The 18,345-nt window shown below is 63.8% G+C and carries 18 protein-coding genes and 1 tRNA gene; 11 read left to right on the top strand and 8 right to left on the bottom strand.

The features are described from left to right. Positions 1-11: 11 nt before the first annotated feature. The gene (locus tag FJ434_RS14430) at positions 12-1,052 is read right to left on the bottom strand and encodes a class II aldolase/adducin family protein (protein WP_140748001.1); all 1,041 of its coding nucleotides are present in this window, start codon (positions 1,050-1,052) and stop codon (positions 12-14) included. A gap of 178 nt (positions 1,053-1,230) precedes the next feature. On the opposite strand from FJ434_RS14430, the gene FJ434_RS14435 reads away from it, so the two are divergent. The 9 genes from FJ434_RS14435 (at position 1,231) to FJ434_RS14475 (ending at position 10,271) form a co-directional block, all read left to right on the top strand. After that, complete coding sequence (locus tag FJ434_RS14435) at positions 1,231-2,013, top strand: DeoR/GlpR family DNA-binding transcription regulator (protein ID WP_140747999.1); 783 nt, start codon at positions 1,231-1,233, stop codon at positions 2,011-2,013. Then, positions 2,010-3,389, top strand: coding sequence for a carbohydrate kinase (locus FJ434_RS14440; protein ID WP_140747996.1), 1,380 nt, complete (start codon positions 2,010-2,012; stop codon positions 3,387-3,389). Before FJ434_RS14435 ends, FJ434_RS14440 begins: the two co-directional genes overlap by 4 nt. After that, on the top strand, positions 3,386-4,930 hold the full coding sequence (locus tag FJ434_RS14445; RefSeq protein WP_140747994.1) for a sugar ABC transporter ATP-binding protein: 1,545 nt from the start codon (positions 3,386-3,388) through the stop codon (positions 4,928-4,930). Before FJ434_RS14440 ends, FJ434_RS14445 begins: the two co-directional genes overlap by 4 nt. Next, a complete protein-coding gene (locus tag FJ434_RS14450; RefSeq protein ID WP_140503380.1) occupies positions 4,927-5,925 on the top strand; it encodes a ribose ABC transporter permease in 999 nt (332 codons plus the stop codon). Before FJ434_RS14445 ends, FJ434_RS14450 begins: the two co-directional genes overlap by 4 nt. Before the next feature lie 78 nt (positions 5,926-6,003). Continuing rightward, positions 6,004-6,942, top strand: coding sequence for an ABC transporter substrate-binding protein (locus FJ434_RS14455; RefSeq protein WP_140747992.1), 939 nt, complete (start codon positions 6,004-6,006; stop codon positions 6,940-6,942). 75 nt (positions 6,943-7,017) lie between these two features. Then, complete coding sequence (locus FJ434_RS14460; RefSeq protein ID WP_140747990.1) at positions 7,018-7,911, top strand: sugar phosphate isomerase/epimerase; 894 nt, start codon at positions 7,018-7,020, stop codon at positions 7,909-7,911. A gap of 135 nt (positions 7,912-8,046) precedes the next feature. Beyond that, entirely contained in the window at positions 8,047-8,400 is a 354-nt protein-coding gene (locus FJ434_RS14465; RefSeq protein WP_027143543.1) for a cupin domain-containing protein, read from the top strand. Positions 8,401-8,682: 282 nt separating this feature from the next. Beyond that, entirely contained in the window at positions 8,683-9,147 is a 465-nt protein-coding gene (locus FJ434_RS14470; protein ID WP_140747988.1) for a DUF2231 domain-containing protein, read from the top strand. A 236-nt stretch (positions 9,148-9,383) separates the two neighbouring features. Then, entirely contained in the window at positions 9,384-10,271 is an 888-nt protein-coding gene (locus FJ434_RS14475) for an MBL fold metallo-hydrolase (RefSeq protein ID WP_140747986.1), read from the top strand. Positions 10,272-10,314: 43 nt separating this feature from the next. Here FJ434_RS14475 and FJ434_RS14480 read toward each other — a convergent pair. Together FJ434_RS14480 and FJ434_RS14485 are read right to left on the bottom strand one after the other, a co-directional pair. Beyond that, a tRNA-Arg gene (locus FJ434_RS14480) sits at positions 10,315-10,391 on the bottom strand. 86 nt (positions 10,392-10,477) lie between these two features. Then, a complete protein-coding gene (locus tag FJ434_RS14485) occupies positions 10,478-11,641 on the bottom strand; it encodes a M20 aminoacylase family protein (protein ID WP_140503370.1) in 1,164 nt (387 codons plus the stop codon). A 294-nt stretch (positions 11,642-11,935) separates the two neighbouring features. Between FJ434_RS14485 and FJ434_RS14490 the strand changes: the two genes are divergently transcribed. Both FJ434_RS14490 and FJ434_RS14495 read left to right on the top strand, forming a co-directional pair. Further along, entirely contained in the window at positions 11,936-13,102 is a 1,167-nt protein-coding gene (locus FJ434_RS14490; protein ID WP_140747984.1) for a D-alanyl-D-alanine carboxypeptidase family protein, read from the top strand. A 62-nt stretch (positions 13,103-13,164) separates the two neighbouring features. After that, positions 13,165-14,262 (top strand): GTP-binding protein, encoded by a 1,098-nt coding sequence (locus tag FJ434_RS14495; protein ID WP_140747982.1) that lies wholly within the window; start codon positions 13,165-13,167, stop codon positions 14,260-14,262. 3 nt (positions 14,263-14,265) lie between these two features. On the opposite strand, the gene FJ434_RS14500 is transcribed toward FJ434_RS14495, so the two are convergent. The 5 genes from FJ434_RS14500 to FJ434_RS14520 form a co-directional block, all read right to left on the bottom strand. Continuing rightward, positions 14,266-14,514 (bottom strand): sulfurtransferase TusA family protein, encoded by a 249-nt coding sequence (locus FJ434_RS14500; protein ID WP_140747980.1) that lies wholly within the window; start codon positions 14,512-14,514, stop codon positions 14,266-14,268. A 51-nt stretch (positions 14,515-14,565) separates the two neighbouring features. Next, positions 14,566-15,885 (bottom strand): murein L,D-transpeptidase family protein, encoded by a 1,320-nt coding sequence (locus FJ434_RS14505; RefSeq protein WP_027143536.1) that lies wholly within the window; start codon positions 15,883-15,885, stop codon positions 14,566-14,568. A 241-nt stretch (positions 15,886-16,126) separates the two neighbouring features. Then, the gene (locus tag FJ434_RS14510) at positions 16,127-17,077 is read right to left on the bottom strand and encodes an acetyl-CoA carboxylase carboxyltransferase subunit alpha (RefSeq protein ID WP_140503360.1); all 951 of its coding nucleotides are present in this window, start codon (positions 17,075-17,077) and stop codon (positions 16,127-16,129) included. A 97-nt stretch (positions 17,078-17,174) separates the two neighbouring features. After that, positions 17,175-18,092 carry a site-specific tyrosine recombinase XerD gene (locus FJ434_RS14515; protein ID WP_140747978.1) on the bottom strand — a complete coding sequence of 306 codons (918 nt, stop codon included), beginning with the start codon at positions 18,090-18,092 and terminating at the stop codon, positions 17,175-17,177. Between the two features lie 35 nt (positions 18,093-18,127). Next, complete coding sequence (locus FJ434_RS14520) at positions 18,128-18,280, bottom strand: hypothetical protein (RefSeq protein WP_027143533.1); 153 nt, start codon at positions 18,278-18,280, stop codon at positions 18,128-18,130. Between the last annotated feature and the right edge of the window lie 65 nt (positions 18,281-18,345).

Consider the following 18,345-nt stretch of genomic DNA (forward strand, 5'->3'; position numbering starts at 1 on the left):
TCCGTCCCCTGTTAGGCCGTGCTGGCGGCGTTTAGCTTCTGGCGATACTGCTCGGCGTCCCAGTTGACCAGCTCGTCATTCTCGGCGGCGGTGAGATAGTTCAGCCGCGCCTTGCCATCGACGCGCGCGGTCACGTCGGCGAGGCAACGCTGCATGGCGTCGGCACCGGCGCTGGCGTCGCCGCGCATCAGCACGCCGGCGCGGGGAAACAGGATTGCCACGGGTGCCGCGCCGACCCGCGCGATGACGCCGGCCACGTCCTCGCCCGGTTTCGCAACGACCGAGCCCTGGCCGAGGAAGATGACATGGTCCGGATAGAGGCTGCCGGCTTCGGCCATCTCCAGGCTTTCCGCATCGAGCGCGACCGCGTGCGCTTCGACATCCGCCGGCAATCGGTAGTCGCCGGCCAGCGCCGTCAAGGCGGCGATATCAGGTGCTGCGGTCGTGCGCGGCTGCCGCGCCAGCAGCGACCGGACGCGGTGCAGCAAGGCTTCCGCCGAGGCGACGGTTTCGGCGGCGACCGCCAGCCCGTGATTGCCAAGGATGAGCACGTTGACCCCCGGCCGCAATTTCTCGGCAATGCCGCGGGCGAGCGGTAGGCCTGGCCGGAAATAGGGCACCCAGGCCCATTCGATGTCGCCCAGCCGCCTGGCGACCTCGGCCTCGCCATCGGCTTGGACGGCAAGCGAAGTCGTGTCGACGCAGTGGACATGCAGAACCACGCGTTGCGGCATCAAGGCATGCACCGTGGTCTCGATCGACGGGCGCAGGCCACGCGGATTGAGGTCTTCGATGGCGAAGGCCTGTGGTTTGTCGGCGGCTGGATCACGCTGCTCGACGGCCTTGAGCAGCGGTGCCATCGCCACCGGCACCATGATGTCGTCGCTGAGCGCATCCTTCAGCCAGGTTCCCGAGGCCTTGATCCACAGCGTGTCGCCGGCCTTGAGCGAGGTGTTGCCGCCCGCCGCCTGCGTCATATGCGGGTTCAGCCCGATGCTGGCCGAAAGCGCCCGCAAGGCGGCAAGTTCCTGTGCATCAGCTTGGGTTGCCATGGCCCTTTTCTCCAGCGCTCGCACAAAATCCCGTCGTCGGGACCGGCGTTGGCGATGGTATCGCAGATGTGAGTGATCTGCGTCAATGCTGATCTACTATCGTCAAATCAGCTTGCACTCCGACTAATGTTGAGTAAGTTGCACCAATTGCCACGGAAATGGCGTCAGGGAGGAAAGGGTGAGCGACGTCGGCCGCCAACGTCAGATCGTCGAATTGCTGCGGGACCGCCCGTTCGCCTCCGTGCGCGAGTTGCAGGAGCGGCTCGGTGTCTCGGCGGCGACGGTCAGGCGCGATATCGACCGAATCGATGAGGCCGGTGAAGCCCGCAAGGTCTATGGCGGTATCTCGGCACTCGACGGCGCTTCGCATGCGGGCGTCGCCTATGCCCGACCCTATGACGAGAACCGTGACCTTGCCGTCGAGGCCAAGCGGCAGATCGCGGCGGTCGCCGCGACCATGGTACGCGATGGCGATGCCGTCATCGTCCATGGCGGCTCGACCTGCTTCCATCTCGGCGTCAAGCTCGCCGACCGCAACATCCGGCTCTACACCAATTCGATGCCGCTCGCGGCCTATCTCAGCGACCATGGCCATTGCAGCCTGACGGTTGCGGGCGGCGACCTGCACCGCGAGCCCGGCATCATCCATTCGCCGACCCAGGTGACGCCCTTCTATGCCTCGAAATTCTTTCTCGGCACGCAAGGGCTCAACCAGGAAGGGCTGCTGGAATCGCATCCGTTGCTGGTCCGCTCCATCGTCGACCTCAGCCTCTGCGCCGACCAGATCGTGGTGCTGGCCGACAGCCGCAAGCTGTCGATCCACGCCCGCAATGTCGCGCTGCCCCTGTCGCGCATCGGCACGCTGATCACCGATGACGGGCTCTCCGATGCCGATGCGCGCATGCTGGAGGATGCCGGCGTCATGGTGCGGATTGCTTCAACCTCGGGAGCCCTCGCGTGAACGTGGCGGTGCTCGACTTCGGCAAGACCAATTCGAAACTGTTCGTCTTCGGCCAGGACGGACGCATCCTCGACGAGCGCCGCACGCAGCCGAAATGGACGCGACAAGGCGGTTTCAGCGTACTCGACGATGCCGCCCTCCATGGCTGGGCGTTCGGTGCCGTCACCGACGCGGTCGAGAGCCACGGTGTGGAAGGAGTGATGGTGTCGGGCCATGGCTGCACCTTCGCCCTTGTCGACGACAAGGCGCTGACCCATCCGATCCTCGACTACGAGCAGGAGCCGCCGGCCGAAATCGCGGCGCGGATCGACCGCCGTATCCCGGATTTCGCCGAGACGTTCTCTCCCCGCCTGCCGCTCGGCTTCAACTATGGCCGTCACATGCTGTGGCTGCAGGAAGTCGATCCCAACACGTTCGCGGCGGCGAAATGGTTCCTCGGCTATCCCCAGTACTGGAGCTGGCGTCTCGGCGGCCTGCCGGTCTGCGAAGTGTCCTATCTCGGTTGCCATTCGCATTTGTGGGCGCCGCGCGAACGTGATTTTTCCTCGCTGGTCGACGCCGAAGGCTGGCGCGGCCAGATGCCGGCTTTCGAACGCGCCGGCGCCGTCATCGGCGAGCAGCGCTTCGGCAGTGCCGGGCGATCGATCGCTATCCACAACGGCGTCCACGACTCCAATGCGTCGCTGTACGCCTATCGACGGCAAGGGCTTGGACCGCTGACCGTCGTGTCGACCGGCACCTGGGTCGTCGTACTCAATCCCGACTGTCCGCTCGAAGCGCTCGACCGCGACCGCGACATGCTGGTCAATGTCGATGTCGACGGCGGTCCGGTGCCGACCACCCGTTTCATGGGCGGGCGCGAATTCGCCGTCATCAGCGGCGGCTGGCAAGGCGCGATCCCGCATGGCCCGATACAGCAGGCGATCGATGCCAGCCTCATGGCGCTGCCGAGCTTCGCTCCGGGCGGGCCGATGCCGGATCGCCCTGGCCGGCTGGTCGGGCGCACGCCCGATGCCGGTGAACGCGCGGCGGTGGCGCTGCTTTACGTGGCGCTGATGATCGATCTCTGCCTCGACCTCAGCCATTCCGATAATATCGTCATCGTCGATGGCGGACTGAACACTGGCGGCCTGCTCGCCGGGCTGCTGGCGCAGCTGCGTCCCGGTCAGGCCTTCCTGCAAGGTGCCTCGCTGGAAGGCAGCGCCACGGGCGCCGCGGCGCTCGCCTTCGAGAGCGTGGGCCGAGGCTTCGCCGCCGAGCCGCCGGAGCCGGTGCAGGCGACACAATTCGGCGGCCTCGCCGGCTATCGCGACACCTGGCGCGATCGCGTTGCCGGGCATGATAGCGCCGCCAAGACGGCAGGGGGTGCGCGATGAGCGCGGCAGTCCGGACGCTAGCGGCGCGCCAGCCGGTGCTGGAGATGCGCCACATCTCCAAGACCTTTGGCGCGATACGCGCCCTGCAGGACGTCTCGCTCAGCGTCCACGCAGGCGAACTGCACGCGCTGATGGGCGAGAACGGCGCCGGCAAGTCGACGCTGATGAAGGTGCTGTCCGGCGCCTATCGGCCGGATCCCGGCGGTGAGATCCTGATCGATGGCGCGCCCGCCGCGACCGGCGATCCGATCAAGGCGCGCGCCGCCGGCATCGCGGTGATCTACCAGGAACTGTCACTGGCGCCGAACCTGACGGTGGCGCAGAACATTTTCCTCGGCAACGAGCCGCGCCGGTTCGGCGTCGTCGACCGCGACCAGTGCAACCGGCGCGCCGCCGAGATCGTCGGCCGGCTCGGTGTCTCCTTCTCGGCGCGTGCCCTGGTTTCCAGCCTGTCGCTCGGCGAGCGCCAGCTGGTCGAGATCGCCCGGGCGCTGTCGACCAATGCGCGCATCATCGTCATGGACGAGCCGACCACGTCGCTGACCTCGCGCGAGACCGACCGCCTGTTCGAGGTGATCGCGACGCTGAAAGCGCAAGGGATTGCGATCATCTACATCAGCCACCGCATGGAGGAGGTCTACCAACTCGCCGACCGCGTCAGTGTGCTGCGCGACAGCGGCTATGTCGGCACGCTCGATCGCGCCGACCTCAACGCGTCGCGCCTGGTCTCGATGATGGTCGGCCGCGATCTCTCCGCCTTCTACAAGAAGGATCATCGCCCGCCGGACGAGAAACGCGCCGTCGCGCTCTCGGTGCGCGGCATGTCCGACGGGCGTCTGCTGAAGAACTGTTCGTTCGACCTCCATCACGGTGAGGTGCTGGCACTGGCAGGCCTCGTCGGCTCGGGCCGCACCGAGCTTGCCAGGCTGATCTTTGGCGCCGACAAGCGCAGCGCCGGCACGATGGAACTCGACGGCAAGCCGGTGACCATCGGCTCGCCGCGCGAGGCGCTCGACGCCGGCATCGCCTATCTCACCGAGGACCGCAAGGAACTCGGCCTGTTCCTCGACATGGCGATTTCGGACAACATCAGCATGGGCGTGCTGGCCAGGGATGCGCGAGCCGGCGGCTTTCGCGATTTCACCGCCGCCGACAGGAGAGCGGCAAAGGCCATTGCCGACCTGTCCATCCGCACCGGCTCGGCACAGGCCAATGCCGGCTCGCTGTCGGGCGGCAACCAGCAGAAGGTGCTGCTCGCGCGCCTCTTGGAGACCGAGCCGAAGGTCGTCATCCTCGACGAGCCGACCCGCGGCGTCGATGTCGGCGCCAAGTCCGAAATCTACCGGCTGATCGACAATCTCGCCAACAAGGGCATCGCCATCCTGATGATCTCCAGCGAATTGCCCGAGGTGATCGGCGTCGCCGACCGCGTGCTGGTGATGCGCGATGGCGCGATCGCTGGCGAGGTGACGGCATCCGAAGGCGAGCCGCTTCGCCAGGAAGCGATCATGGAACTTGCGACGGGAGCGTCTCAGCGATGACAGACAGGACGACCGGGACGAAGAGCGTGGATCAGGCGGCGGTCAGAAGCCGGCGGCTGCGCACCGCGCTTGCGGCGCTTGGCATGCTGCCGGTGCTGGTGCTGCTGGCCGCCGGCTTCCAGTTCATCAATCCGCGCTTTCTGACCGGCACCAACCTGCTCATCGTCACGCAACAATCGTCGATCAACATCGTGCTTGCCGCCGGCATGACCTTCGTCATCCTGACCGGCGGCATCGACCTGTCGGTCGGCTCCATTCTCGCCGCCTCGGCGATGGTGGCGGTGCTGGTGTCGCTGGTGCCGGACTGGGGCCTGCTCGGCGTGCCGGCGGCCATCCTGGTCGGTTTCGGTTTCGGGCTCATCAACGGGCTGCTGGTCGCCTATATCAGGCTGCCGCCGTTCATCGTCACGTTGGGTTCGCTGACCGCCGTGCGCGGCGTTGCCCGCCTGCTCGGGCAGGACACGACGGTGTTCAACTCCGACCTGCCGTTCGACTTCATCGGCAACGGTTCGGTGCTCGGCATCCCCTGGCTGGTCATCATCGCCCTATCGGTGGTGGTGCTGTCCTGGCTGGTGCTGAAGCGCACCGTGCTCGGCACCTGGATCTACGCCGTCGGCGGCAATGCCGAGGCAGCCAGACTGACCGGTATCAAGGTGCCGCTGGTGCTGCTCTTCGTCTACGGCGTTTCCGGCCTGCTCGCTGGTCTCGGCGGCGCGATGTCGGCGGCCCGGCTCTACGCCGCCAACGGCTTACAACTCGGGCAGAGCTATGAACTCGACGCCATCGCCGCCGTCATCCTCGGCGGCACCAGCTTCGTCGGCGGCGTCGGGTCGATCTGGGGCACGCTGATCGGCGGTCTGATCATCGCGGTGCTGTCCAACGGGCTCATCTTGGCCGGTGTCTCTGATATCTGGCAGTACATCATCAAGGGATTGGTCATCATCGTGGCGGTCGCCCTCGACCGCTACCGGCTCCAAGCAGGGGCGAGAACGTGAGTGACCTGGTCGCCGGCATCAAAGACCGGCTTGTAACGCACCGTGAGAGGCGCGGGGCATCAGGAGGAAGTAAGCGTAATGAAGACCATCGCCAAACTGCTCTGCGGCGCCGCCCTCGCGGCCGTCGCCATCGTGCCGGCATCGGCCAAGGACCTCAACAAGGTCGGCATCTCGGTCGGCCTGCTCGGCAACCCCTTCTTCGTCGCCACCATCAAGGGCATCGAGGATGCGGCCAGGAAGATCAATCCGAAGGTCGAGGTGACGTCGGTGTCGGCCGACTATGACCTCAACAAGCAGGTCTCGCAGGTCGATTCCTTCATCGCCGCCGGCGTCGACGTGATCATGCTCAACGCGGTCGACGCCAAGGCAATCGCTCCCGCGGTGAAGAAGGCGCAGGCCGCCGGCATCGTCGTCGCCGCCTTCGACGTTTCGGCACCGGGCGCCGACGTCACTGTGATGACCAACAACGTCAAGGCCGGCGAGGAAGCCTGCCAATACCTGGTCAACCACACCGGCGGTAAGGGCGACTACGTCATCCTCAACGGACCGGCGTCTTCGTCGATCCTGGAGCGGGTGAAGGGCTGCAAGAACGTGCTTGCCCAGCATCCCGACATCAAGATCCTGTCCGACGACCAGAATGCCGAAGGCTCGCGTGACGGCGGCCTGAAAGTGTTCCAGTCGCTGCTCACTCGTTTTGACAAGATCGACGCGGTATTCGCCATCAACGATCCGACGGCGATCGGCGCCGAACTCGCCGCCAAGCAGCTCAACCGTTCCGAGTTCGTCTTCACGGCAGTCGATGGCGCACCCGATATCGAGAAGGAACTGGCGTCCGGCAAATCGATGATCAAGGCCTCGGCCTCGCAGGATCCCTATGTGATGGCCGGCCAATCGCTGACCATGGCGGCCGATCTGCTGGCCGGCAAGAAGCCCGCTGAGCCGACGGTGCTACTTGACCCGAAGCTGATCACGGCCGAGAACCTGAAGGATTACAAGGGCTGGACCGCGGCCCGCTAAGCCTCCCACGGCTGGTGCGGCCGGGGTGATCCCGGCCGCACCCATTCTCATCCCATCTCAATGCCGGAGACGATCATGTCGCGCATCGGAATCCATTCCTTCGTCTGGTCGGCAAGCTCGGCGCCGGGCGAGCTCGAACGCACGCTGGCCAATACCAAGAAGGCCGGGTTCGACCTGATCGAATTCTCCTATCTCGACCCCGCCAATGTCGATATCGGCGCGCTTGCCAAACGCATTGCCGCTCTTGATCTCGGCGTCGCGATCAGCATTGGATTGCCTGGAGATGGCGATATTTCGAGCGCCGACAAGGCGATCGCCGCGCGCGGCGTCGAGATCCTCAACGACACCATCGCGCTGACGCGCGATCTTGGCGGCCGCAAGGTCGCCGGCATTCTTTCGACCAGCCATGGGCTGCAGGTCGAGGCGCCGACACGCGATCAATGGAACCGCAGCGCGGCAACGCTGGCAAAGGTCGCCGAGACGGCGAAGGCCGCCGGCGTCACGCTCAACCTCGAAATCGTCAATCGCTTCGAGAGCAACCTGCTCAACACCGCCGCGCAGGGCCTCGCCTTCATCGAGGACACCGGGTCGGACAACATCTTCCTGCATCTCGACACTTTCCACATGAACATCGAGGAGGCCGATGTCGGTCTCGCCATCCGCCACGCGGCGGCCAAGATCGGCTATGTCCATATGGGCGAGAGCCATCGCGGCTTCCTCGGCACCGGCAACATCGACTTCGCCGGAATATTCGATGCGCTGACCGCCATCGGCTACGCCGACGACCTCAGCTTCGAATCCTTCTCCTCGGAGATCGTCGATGAAAACCTGTCGAAGAAGACCGCCATCTGGCGCAATCTGTGGACCGACAATATGGCCCTCGCCAAGCACGCGCGCGCCTTCATCGGCCTCGGGCTGGAGACGGCGCAACGCAGGGCGGAGTTGGTCTCGGCACGGCACAAGCCATAGCACTCCAAGTCGGCGCGGGCAGCGGGCGGGTCATGCCCGGATGCGCGGCCGCGCCTGTTTCGCATGGCACGGCATTGCTCCCGTCATGTGCATCGGCTATCCGACCGCGAACACACGAAGCAAACGGAGCCCGACATGACGAACAAAACCATCTTCAAATTCGGCGCGGTCGAGCACGCGGAAGCCGGCGATCTGCCTGGCTGGATCGTGGTCGAGGGCCAGCCGACCATGCAGACCGCCGTCCAGCACACGACAGAAGACGGCAAGGTGATATCCGGAACCTGGCGGGCGTCGCCCGGCACCTATCATGCGACCTACACAGACTATGAGTTCGTGCACATGATCGCCGGCCGCATCATCATCACGCCCGACGGCGGCACGCCGGTCGAAGTTGGCCCCGGCGACGCCTTCGTGGTGGAAGCCGATTTCAAGGGCACCTGGAAGATCATCGAGCCGGTGACCAAGCATTTTGTCGTCCGGGTCGGCTGAGCCGGCCTGATCGCATCCGAAGCATGGAAAATCCCGCCATGGTTCGCCACGGCGGGTGAGCACGGCCAGCTTTGCGCGCATTGCGGCATAGCTACGCGCCCCCCCCGCCACTTCGCTCTACCTGCTCCGTCATCGAACGGGTTTGCTCCCCGCATGCATCTCCGCACCTGAGGTCTCTGCCGCTTCGGTTGTGGAACATTCAGCCGGCGCCGGCGTTCTTACCTCACGCTGTCTTTCAGAGATGCAATGCAGTCGCGAGCGACTGGCTTTGGAGGCACTACCATGGCCCGCAACCCACAAAGCACCGCAAGTATAGCCGCCCATCCGATCCATCCCATGCTGATCCCGTTCCCGATTGCTTTCTTCGTCGCCACCTTCGTTTGCGACCTGATCTTCTGGCGAACGGGCAATCCGGGATGGGTCACCGGTAGTCTTTGGTTGCTCGGGGCGGGTTTGATAATGGCCGCCTTGGCAGCTCTTGCCGGGCTGACCGATGTCTTGGGCGATGTTCAAATCCGCAATCTGCGTGACGCGTGGCTCCACGCTGGCGGCAATGTGGTCGTCGTCCTGATCGAACTCTACAATTGGTATTCGCGCTATGCCCATGGCGAGACGGCGGTGATGCCCACCGGCCTTGTCCTCTCGCTGATCGTGGTTCTCATCCTTCTGTTCACGGGTTGGAAGGGATGGGAAATGGTCTACCGTCATCGCGTCGGTGTCGCCGATGGCTCAGACGAAGTGCGCTGACTCTGCGCGGACTATCCTTCGGGGCTGGCAGGTGCCCTTGAGCACGACAGGGGCCGTCCGGCCTAGTCGATAGAGCCGCACGAGGGGGCGGCTATAGGCAACGGGTCGCCCATTGCCGGAACATGCCCAGGGCCTATATCCCCTAGCAAATTTGTGATCGGCCCGACCCCGGAATTATCCGCCCCACTAGTGGTGTTCCGCTACGGTCGTGCCTTCCGCAGCCAGAGGATGCCCATATGAAAAGGTTCAATCCCACGATCAGGCTGACGGCCATGACGGTCTTGATGGGTTTTTATCAAGGCGTGGCAATGGCGCAGATGCCGGCGCAGCAGCCGGATGCAAAATCATTCAAGCTTGGCAAGCTCGACATCGTTGCACTGCACGACGCCCAGTTCGTCAAACCCAACGATGGCAAGACCTTCGGCCTCGATCACAGCCCCGCGGAAGTCGGCGAACTGCTCAAGGCGGCGGGGGCGCCGACCGATACCATCACGCTGAGCGTTGACGCCCTGCTGGTCAAATCGAAGACCAGTGTCGTGCTGATCGATACCGGTGTCGGCGGCGCGCTGCAGGACAGCTTGGCCAAGGCCGGTGTCAAACCCGGTGACGTCAACGAGATATTGATCACCCATTCTCATCCTGATCACATCGGCGGCCTGGTCAAGGATGGCAAACCGGCTTTTCCCAATGCCACGATAAGGATGTCGGACGTGGAGTGGGATTTTGCCAAGTCCAACAAGGATGCGGCCGATATCGTCAGTGTCATCGCCGACCATGTGAAAGCATTCAAGGCCGGCGTCCAAATTGCGCCTGACATCACGTCGGTAGCGCTCAAGGGCCATACACCTGGCCATGTCGGCTACCAGATCAAATCCGGAAAAGAACGGCTGTTCGATATTGGTGACACGGTGCACAGCTCAATCATCTCGCTCGCCAAGCCGGACTGGGCCTTGGCCTTCGACAGCGACAAGCCGGAAGCGGAGCAGAACAGGGCCAAGACCCTGACGACGCTGGCCGAGGACCACGAGATGATCTTCGCACCACACTTCCCGTTCCCGGGTGTCGGACAGATCGAGAAGGACGGCGACCACTTCAAATGGGTGCCAAGCGACAAGCCTCGGTAGGAATTGCTTCAGGCAATGGAGATGCCAGCCGCTTGAACCTGAGTGGTGATCCCGACAGGAATCGAACCTGTGACCTACAGATTAGGAATCTGCCGCTCTATCCTACTGAGCTACGGGACCACGCGGCCCGACACATAGCCGCTTCGGATCGTTTCGCCAAGAGGGCCGGCCGAACGCAATTCGGCCGGCGTTTTTACTGACCGGCCTCAGGCGGCTAGCGCCGTCTCCGCCAGTTTCACCCAATAGCTCATGCCGTGCGGGATGGCTTCGTCGTTGAAGTCATAGGCCGGGTTGTGAAGACCGGCGGTCTCGCCATTGCCGATGAAGATGAAGGCGCCGGGCCGGGCTTCCAGCATGTAGGAGAAATCCTCGCCGCCCATCACCGGCTGGATCGCGCGGTGCACCTGGGCATCGCCCGCCACGTCGGCGGCCACATCGCTGGCGAAGACCGTCTCATCCGCATGGTTGAATGTCACGGGGTAGTTCGCGTCGTAGTCGACTTCGATCGTCGCGCCATAGGCGGTAGCCAGCCCCGCGCAGATCGCCCGGATACGCTCTTCCGATTTCTTGGCCACTTCCTTCTTCAGCGTGCGTACGGTGCCGGCGATCTCGGCCGATTCCGGAATAATGTTGTAAGCGTCGCCCGCGTGGAACTTGGTCACCGACACCACCACGGCCTCGACCGGATCGGTGCTGCGCGAAGCGATCGTCTGCAGGGCGCCGACCAGCTGGCTGGCGATGACGATCGGGTCGATCGTGCCGTGCGGCATCGCCGCATGGCCGCCTTTGCCTTTCACGGTGATGGTGAATTCGGCCGTCGCCGCCATGATCGGGCCTGGACGGATGGCGAACTGGCCGACCGGCAGGCCGGGCATGTTGTGCATGCCGAACACTTTCGCGATAGCGAAGCGCTCCATCATGCCGTCCTTGACCATCTCGTTGCCGCCGCCGCCGCCTTCCTCCGCCGGCTGGAAGATCACCGCAACGGAGCCGGTGAAATTGCGCGTCTCGGCGAGATATTTCGCCGCGCCGAGCAACATCGCGGTGTGGCCGTCATGGCCGCAGGCATGCATCTTGCCGGGAACGGTCGACGCGTAGGGCTTGCCGGTGATCTCCTTGAGCGGCAGTGCATCCATGTCGGCGCGCAAACCGATCGTGGGGCCTTCCCCCTGACGGCCGCGAATGATGCCGACGACGCCCGTCTTGCCGAGCCCGGTCACCACATCGTCGCAGCCAAACTCTTTCAGCTTTTCGGTGACGAAGGCCGCGGTCTTGAAGACATCGAAGTTCAGCTCTGGCGTCTGGTGCAGATGCTGTCGCCAGCCGGCGACTTCGTCCTGCATTTCGGCGGCGCGGTTCAGGATTGGCATGGTGGTTCCATTTCGTTGTTGGTGCAGCCGGCTTCAGCCTGAGGTTTTGCAAATGGGCCGGTGCTTTGCAATTGTGCCGCAGGCTTTGCAATTGTGCCCCGGGCTTTGCAATTGTGCCCCGGGCTTTGCAATTGTGATTGTCAGGCGCTTTGCCATGTTGGCGTCACATAGGGTAAATAGCACCGCAATAATGCGGTCCGGTTTTTGAGGGTCGGATCCTTATGCTGGCGGTCACGTAACGAAATCTTACGGAGCCAGGGGCAATCAGGGCAAGAGGCGATTTCGGATTCGATCATGCGGCACAGGCATTTCCTCAAACTATTCCCGGCTGGCGCAATCATGCTGTCGGTTCTGGCCGGACCGGCGCTGGCCAATCCGGTGGTGGTCTTCGACCTGAAGAGCGGCCAGATCCTGCAGCACCAGGATGCGTTCAAGCGCTGGTATCCGGCCTCGCTCAGCAAACTGATGACCGCCTATGTGACCTTCCGGGCGATCGCGGCCGGAGAAGTCCAGCTCGATTCGCCGATCAAGGTGACCAAACATTCCGCCGGCGAACCGCCAAGCAAGATGGGTTTCAAGCCGGGCTCGGTGATGCGGCTCGACAATGCGCTGAAGATGATGCTGGTCAAGTCGGCCAACGACATCGCCATGGCGGTCGGCGAGAATGTCGGCGGCTCGCAGGCAGCCTTCGCTGAAAGGATGAATGCCGAGGCGGCCAGGCTCGGCATGAACGGCACCCATTTCGTCAACCCGAACGGCCTTTACTCGCCCGACCAGTACACGACGGCCCGCGACCTTTCGATCCTGGTGATGGCGATCCGCCGCGAGTTTCCGCAATATGCGCCGTGGTTCTCGATCGAGGGGCTCGCGGTCGGCAAGAAGGCCATTCCGAACTATAATCTGCTGATCGGCCGGTATCCCGGCGCCGACGGCATGAAGACCGGTTTTGTCTGCCCGTCGGGTTTCAACATGATCGGGTCGGCGACCCGCAACGGACGCACGCTGGTGGCGGTCGTGCTCGGCGAGAAGTCGGCGGTCAGCCGTGCCGAAGCCGCGGCCAAATTGCTCGATCAGGGCTTTGACGCGCCTGCCGCCGGGTCCACCACCGTCACCACGCTCGCGCCTTACGGTGATCTGATCTCGCCCAACGACATGCATGACCAGGTCTGCAAGAAGAAGACGAAGGCGGAGCAGTCCGAAGCGCCGCCGCCGGCAGCCGCCAAGGACCAGCCTAAGTCGCCTTATCGGGAGAAGCTCGATCATGTGCCGACACTGGTTGCAGTCGGCCTTGGCGGCGCCACGGGTCCGGCGCCGAAAGCAATCCTCGACGAGGGCGCACAGGAATATGCCGATGTGCCGATCCCGGCCTGGCGGCCCGACAAGCCGGTACCCGCCGGCACGGGCCCGAAAGTCGTGGGTGCCGCCGCGCAAGGCGACCAGTCGGCCAAGGTCGCGAATTAGAGCATAATCCAAAAAATCCGGTTTTCGCTGGAGATCATGCTCAAATCAAAAGGCAGAATCAGATGAACGGTTTCCCGATCCCCGTCTCGGTGCTGACCGGCTTCCTCGGCGCCGGCAAGACCACGCTGCTCAACCGGCTCCTGAAGGATCCGGCGCTGGCCGACACCGCGGTCATCATCAACGAGTATGGCGAGGTGGCGATCGACCATCTGCTGGTCGAGCAGGCCTCCGACGGCATCATCCAGCTTTCCGACGGCTGCCTGTGTTGCACGGTGCGCGGCGAACTTGTCGACACGCTGGCCGACTTGGTCGATAGGCTGCAGACCGGCCGCATCGCCCGCCTTGCCCGCGTCATCGTCGAGACCACGGGGCTGGCCGACCCGGCACCGGTGCTGCAGTCGATCATGGGCCATCCGGCCCTGGTCCAGGCTTTTCGGCTCGATGGCGTCATCACCCTGGTCGATGCGGTCAACGGCGATGCGACACTCGATGCGCATGTCGAGGCGGTCAAGCAGGTCGCGGTCGCTGACCGCATCGTGCTCTCCAAGGCCGATCTGGTCGCCGATCCCGGCGATCTCGAAACGCTGCGGGCGCGCCTGCGGCAGATCAATCCCGGGGCTCGACTGCTTGATGTCGGGGAGACGAAAGCCGGTGTGGCGGTGCTGTTCGACTGCGGCCTCTACAACCCGGCCACCAAGTCCGCCGACGTGCGGCGCTGGCTCGGCGAAGAGGTCGCGCATGATCACGACCATGATGGCCACCATGATCATCATGATCATGCCCATCGCCACGACCAGCGCGTAAAAACCCATTCGCTGGTGCATGACGGGCCGGTGCCGTTTTCAGCCATCGAGATGTTCCTCGATCTCCTGCGTTCCACACATGGCGAGCACCTGCTGCGGATGAAGGGCGTCATCGAACTGCAGGAGGACCCATCGCGGCCGCTGGTCGTGCATGGCGTGCAGAAGATCCTGCATCCGCCGGTGCGGCTGCCATCCTGGCCGGACAGCCAGCGCGGCACGCGTCTGGTGCTGATTACGCTCGACATGCCGGAAGACTATGTGCGCCGGCTGTTCGCTGCCTTCACCAACCGGCCGTCGGTCGACACGCCCGACCGCGCGGCGCTGGAACACAATCCGCTGGCGATCGCCGGACATTGAGTCTTACGGGCGCTGTTCGCCGCGTTCGACCAGAAAGCGATGGCCATCGGGCATCGCCGCTGTCTCGATCAATTGGTGACCGCTGTCGGCGCAGAACGCCGGAATGTCGATGACGGCCAGCGGGTCGGTGGTCTCCAGCCAGAGCCTGCTGCCGGGCTGCATACCGGCCAGGCGTTTTTTCGCCTTCAGTGCGGGCAAGGGGCAGTTCAGCCCCTTCAGGTCATAGACCGCGGCTTGTTCTAAGTCACGCATATCGTTGACTCAAAACCGCTACGCACTTTTGGTCGACATGCATTGGCCAACTCAGCCGCCGAACATGCCGAGCAGCTTGTTCTTCAGCTTCGTCACGCGGCTCTCATCGGCACTTGCAGCCTGCGTCTCGGCCGCAGGTGCGGCTTCGGTTGGGGCAGCGATGGTCGCGGTGGCGACGGGAGCTTCCTTGGCGGCCTTGGCCGCTTCCTTTGCAGCCACAGCTTGCGCCTTGGCTGCTTCCTTTTCAGCCAACGCCTGTGCCTTGGCTTGCTTGGCGGCCTCGATGGCAGCCAGCCTCTGCTCCTCGGCCTTCTGCTTGGCTGCCTTCTCGGCGTCGAGCGCGGCCATCTTGCGGCCGGCGGGCGAATCGATGCGGCCCATGCGCGCCGTCTCGGTCACCGAACCGTCGGTGTTGAGCGACGGCGGATCGATCGGCACGCGCTCGCCACGAGCCCGGCGCTTCGACCAGTCGGAGACGATGCTGGCTTCCTTGATGCCGGCAATCGTCGGCTTGGGTGGCGGCACGCTGGCCTTGAGCGCGCTGTTGAAGGCCGCGTCATAGGTGCTTTGATAGGCGTTGTAGGCGCTCTTCAGCGAATCCGGCTGCGTGGTCGCCGGGCAGGGGCCGGTCGGATTGAAGGTCTGCCCATCGGCGGCCACCTGGTTGAAGACGTAGCGTTTCTCGCAAACGTCGACCTTCGGCGGCACCTTGGTGACCTCGAAATTGTCGTAGCCGACCTTGAGCATCTTCCAGAATTCGTAATTCGGGTCGCTGCGGTAGCGCGCCATATTGGCCGCGGTCATGCGGAACGGAAAAGCCTGAATCTGGAACTCGGTCTGCCCGCCTTGGAAGGCGTCACGACCGAAGGCGTAGATCTGCTCGATCTGTGCGTCGGTCATCGAATAGCAGCCCGATGACGAGCAGGCGCCATGAACCATCAGATTCTGCCCGGTGCGGCCATTGGCACGATCATAGGCGTTGGGAAAGCCGATGTTGAACGACAAATGGTAGTTCGAGCGCGGATTCATCTGCGACGGGCGAACCGTGTAAAAACCTTCCGGCGCCTGGCGGTCGCCTTCTGTGTATTTCGGCCCGAGCTTGCCCGACCATTTGCAGATGTCATAGCTCGCTACCATGTCGTAGCGGCCGTTGGTCTTGGCCTTCCAGATCTCGAGCTTGCCTTCTTCCTTGAAGATGCGCGCCATCACCGAGGAGGTGCGGACCATACCCTTGGCTCTCATGTCGGCAAGGATCTTGTCGGGCAGCGGCTTGTTGGCTTCCGGGGCAAAGTCCTTCATCGACGAATCATTGCAGCCCGCGACGGCTATCGAGGCGGCAAGGACTCCAGTACGTGCAAGCTTGGCAAACATGGGCAAGGCTATGTCTTTTTTCTCGGGCCAATGGCTTCGAAACGGCCAAACCCGCATGCTGAACACCGACGGAACCGTAAGCCCGTTAACCTTGAAAATTCCTTACCGCAAGGCTCGGCCAATCTCACGGTGATTTCATTGAACCGAATGGGGCGGCATTTTTGTGGCGAAATTGCTCATCGCCGCCACATTGCCAAGGACACGGAGCTTCCGCCATCCGTGTTCCGCCGCCCAAGGCGCGTCAGAGGCTGCGGCCCATCGCCAGATATTTCTCGCGGCGCTGTTCGCGGAAATCGGTGTTGGCGCCGGCAAATTCCTTCATCGTCTTGGCGATGAGATCGCCGGTCGCGGCAATCACCGTTTCGGGCGCGCGCTGGGCACCTCCCATCGGCTCGGGGATGATGGCGTCGATGATCTTCAGTTCCAGCAGGTCCTGGGCGGTGATCTTCATGTTGGTCGCCGCGTCCTTGGAGCGGGTCGTGTCGCGCCACAGGATGGAGGCGGCGCCTTCAGGCGAAATCACCGAATAGATGGCGTGTTCCAGCATGTAGACGCGGTTGGCGGTGGCGATCGCGATGGCGCCGCCCGAACCGCCTTCGCCGATGATCACCGAGATCGACGGCACTTTCAGGCCAAGGCAGGCCGAGGTCGAGCGGGCTATGGCTTCGGCCTGGCCGCGCTCCTCGGCGCCGACGCCGGGATAGGCGCCGGCCGTGTCGACCAGCGTCAGCAGCGGGATATTGAAGCGATCGGCAAGCTCCATCAGCCGCACCGCCTTGCGATAGCCTTCGGGGCGTACCGAGCCGAAATTGTGCTTCAGGCGGCTCGCCGTGTCCGAACCCTTTTCCTGGCCGAGAATTGCGATGGGTTCGCCGCGAAAACGGGCAAAGCCGCCGACGATCGCCTGGTCCTCGCCGAAATTGCGGTCACCGGCGAGCGGCGTGAAGTCGCTGAACAGGCTCTTGATGTAGTCGACGCAGTGCGGCCGGTCGGAGTGGCGCGCCACCTGCACCTTCTGCCACGGCGTCAGCGCCTTGTAGAGTTCGCGCAGCGCATCGCGCGAGCGCTTCTCGAGCCTGGTGATCTCATCGGCGACATCGACCGCCTCGCCGTTCTCGGCAAGCTTCTTGAGCTCGAGGATCTTGAGCTCAAGATCCTGCACCGGCTTTTCGAAATCGAGGTAATTGTACATGCTTGAGCGGACCGATGCGTCGGAAGGCAAGACTGCGGAACCATTGAAACCAAGGCTCCGGGCGGTGAAATGTCGTCCTCACATAGCGATATGAGGCCTAGTCGGCAAGCGGATGATGATCGTTGACCAGCCGCACCAGCCGCTCCTCCAGCACATGGGTGTAAATCTGTGTCGTCGATATGTCGGCATGGCCGAGCAGTTGCTGCACGGCCCTGAGATCGGCGCCGTTCTGCAGGAGGTGGCTGGCGAAAGCATGGCGCAGCACGTGCGGTGAGATCTTGGCCGAGGCAATGCCGGCGCGCGCCGCCAATCCTTTCAGATCACGGGCAAAGACCTGGCGCGAGAGATAGCCGCTGTCGGATGCCGCCGGAAACAGAAACGGGCTGTCGGCGAAGGCGGGCAGCTTGGCCCGAGCGCCAAGCCAGCTCCGCATCGCCGCGCGCGCCTTGGCCGACAGCGGCACCATGCGTTCCTTGTCGCCCTTGCCGCGCACCATGAAGAAACGGTCGTCGCGTTGCGCCACCGTCACCGGCAGGCCGACCAGCTCGGAAACGCGCAGACCCGTGGCGTAGAGCACTTCGACCAGCGCATGCAGGCGCAGCGCCGCCAGCCTGTCGGCGTGGGCGAGCCCGGCATCGCCTGCTTCGTGCGCGGCGCGGTCGATCAGCCGGCCGGTTTCGGCCTCGCTCATCGTCTTGGGCAGCGGGCGGCCCTTTTTCGGTCTGTCAAGCGTGCCGGTCGGGTCATCGCCGCGCAGACCTTCGGCATAGAGGAACTTGAAGAATTGGCGGATCGCCGACAGTTTGCGCGCCTGCGAGGCCGGCGCGAAGCCGCGCGCGGCAATGTCGTCGAGATAGGCTCTGATATCGGCGGCACCTGCGCGGGCAAGTCCGCCATCGATCCCGTCGGAAGCATCCTCCAGATCACGGCGATAGGAGGAAAGCGTATTCTCGGCCGCCCCCCGCTCGGCACTCATCATTTCCAGGAAGGCCTCGATGCGGGCGGCGCTGTTCATTTCCTTGAGGCGGTTCCGAGTCAGTTTTTTGGGATTCAGTTTTTCTTAGGATTGAGCTTTTCCGGCGGAATACGCACGCTCATTTCCGCTTTTTTCGGCTCGACGAACATCACCAGCGCGAACATCGTACCATAGGCAATGCCGGTCAGAATCGCGAGGGTCACGACAAAGCGAAACAGTGTCGGCATCAATTCTCGCCCGTCTTTTTGTTCTGCGTTTCCAAACCCTGTGCCCTTATGGGACGCCAATCCGG

Source organism: Mesorhizobium sp. B2-5-13 (assembly GCF_006440535.1).
GTDB classification, from domain to species: Bacteria; Pseudomonadota; Alphaproteobacteria; order Rhizobiales; family Rhizobiaceae; genus Mesorhizobium; species Mesorhizobium salmacidum.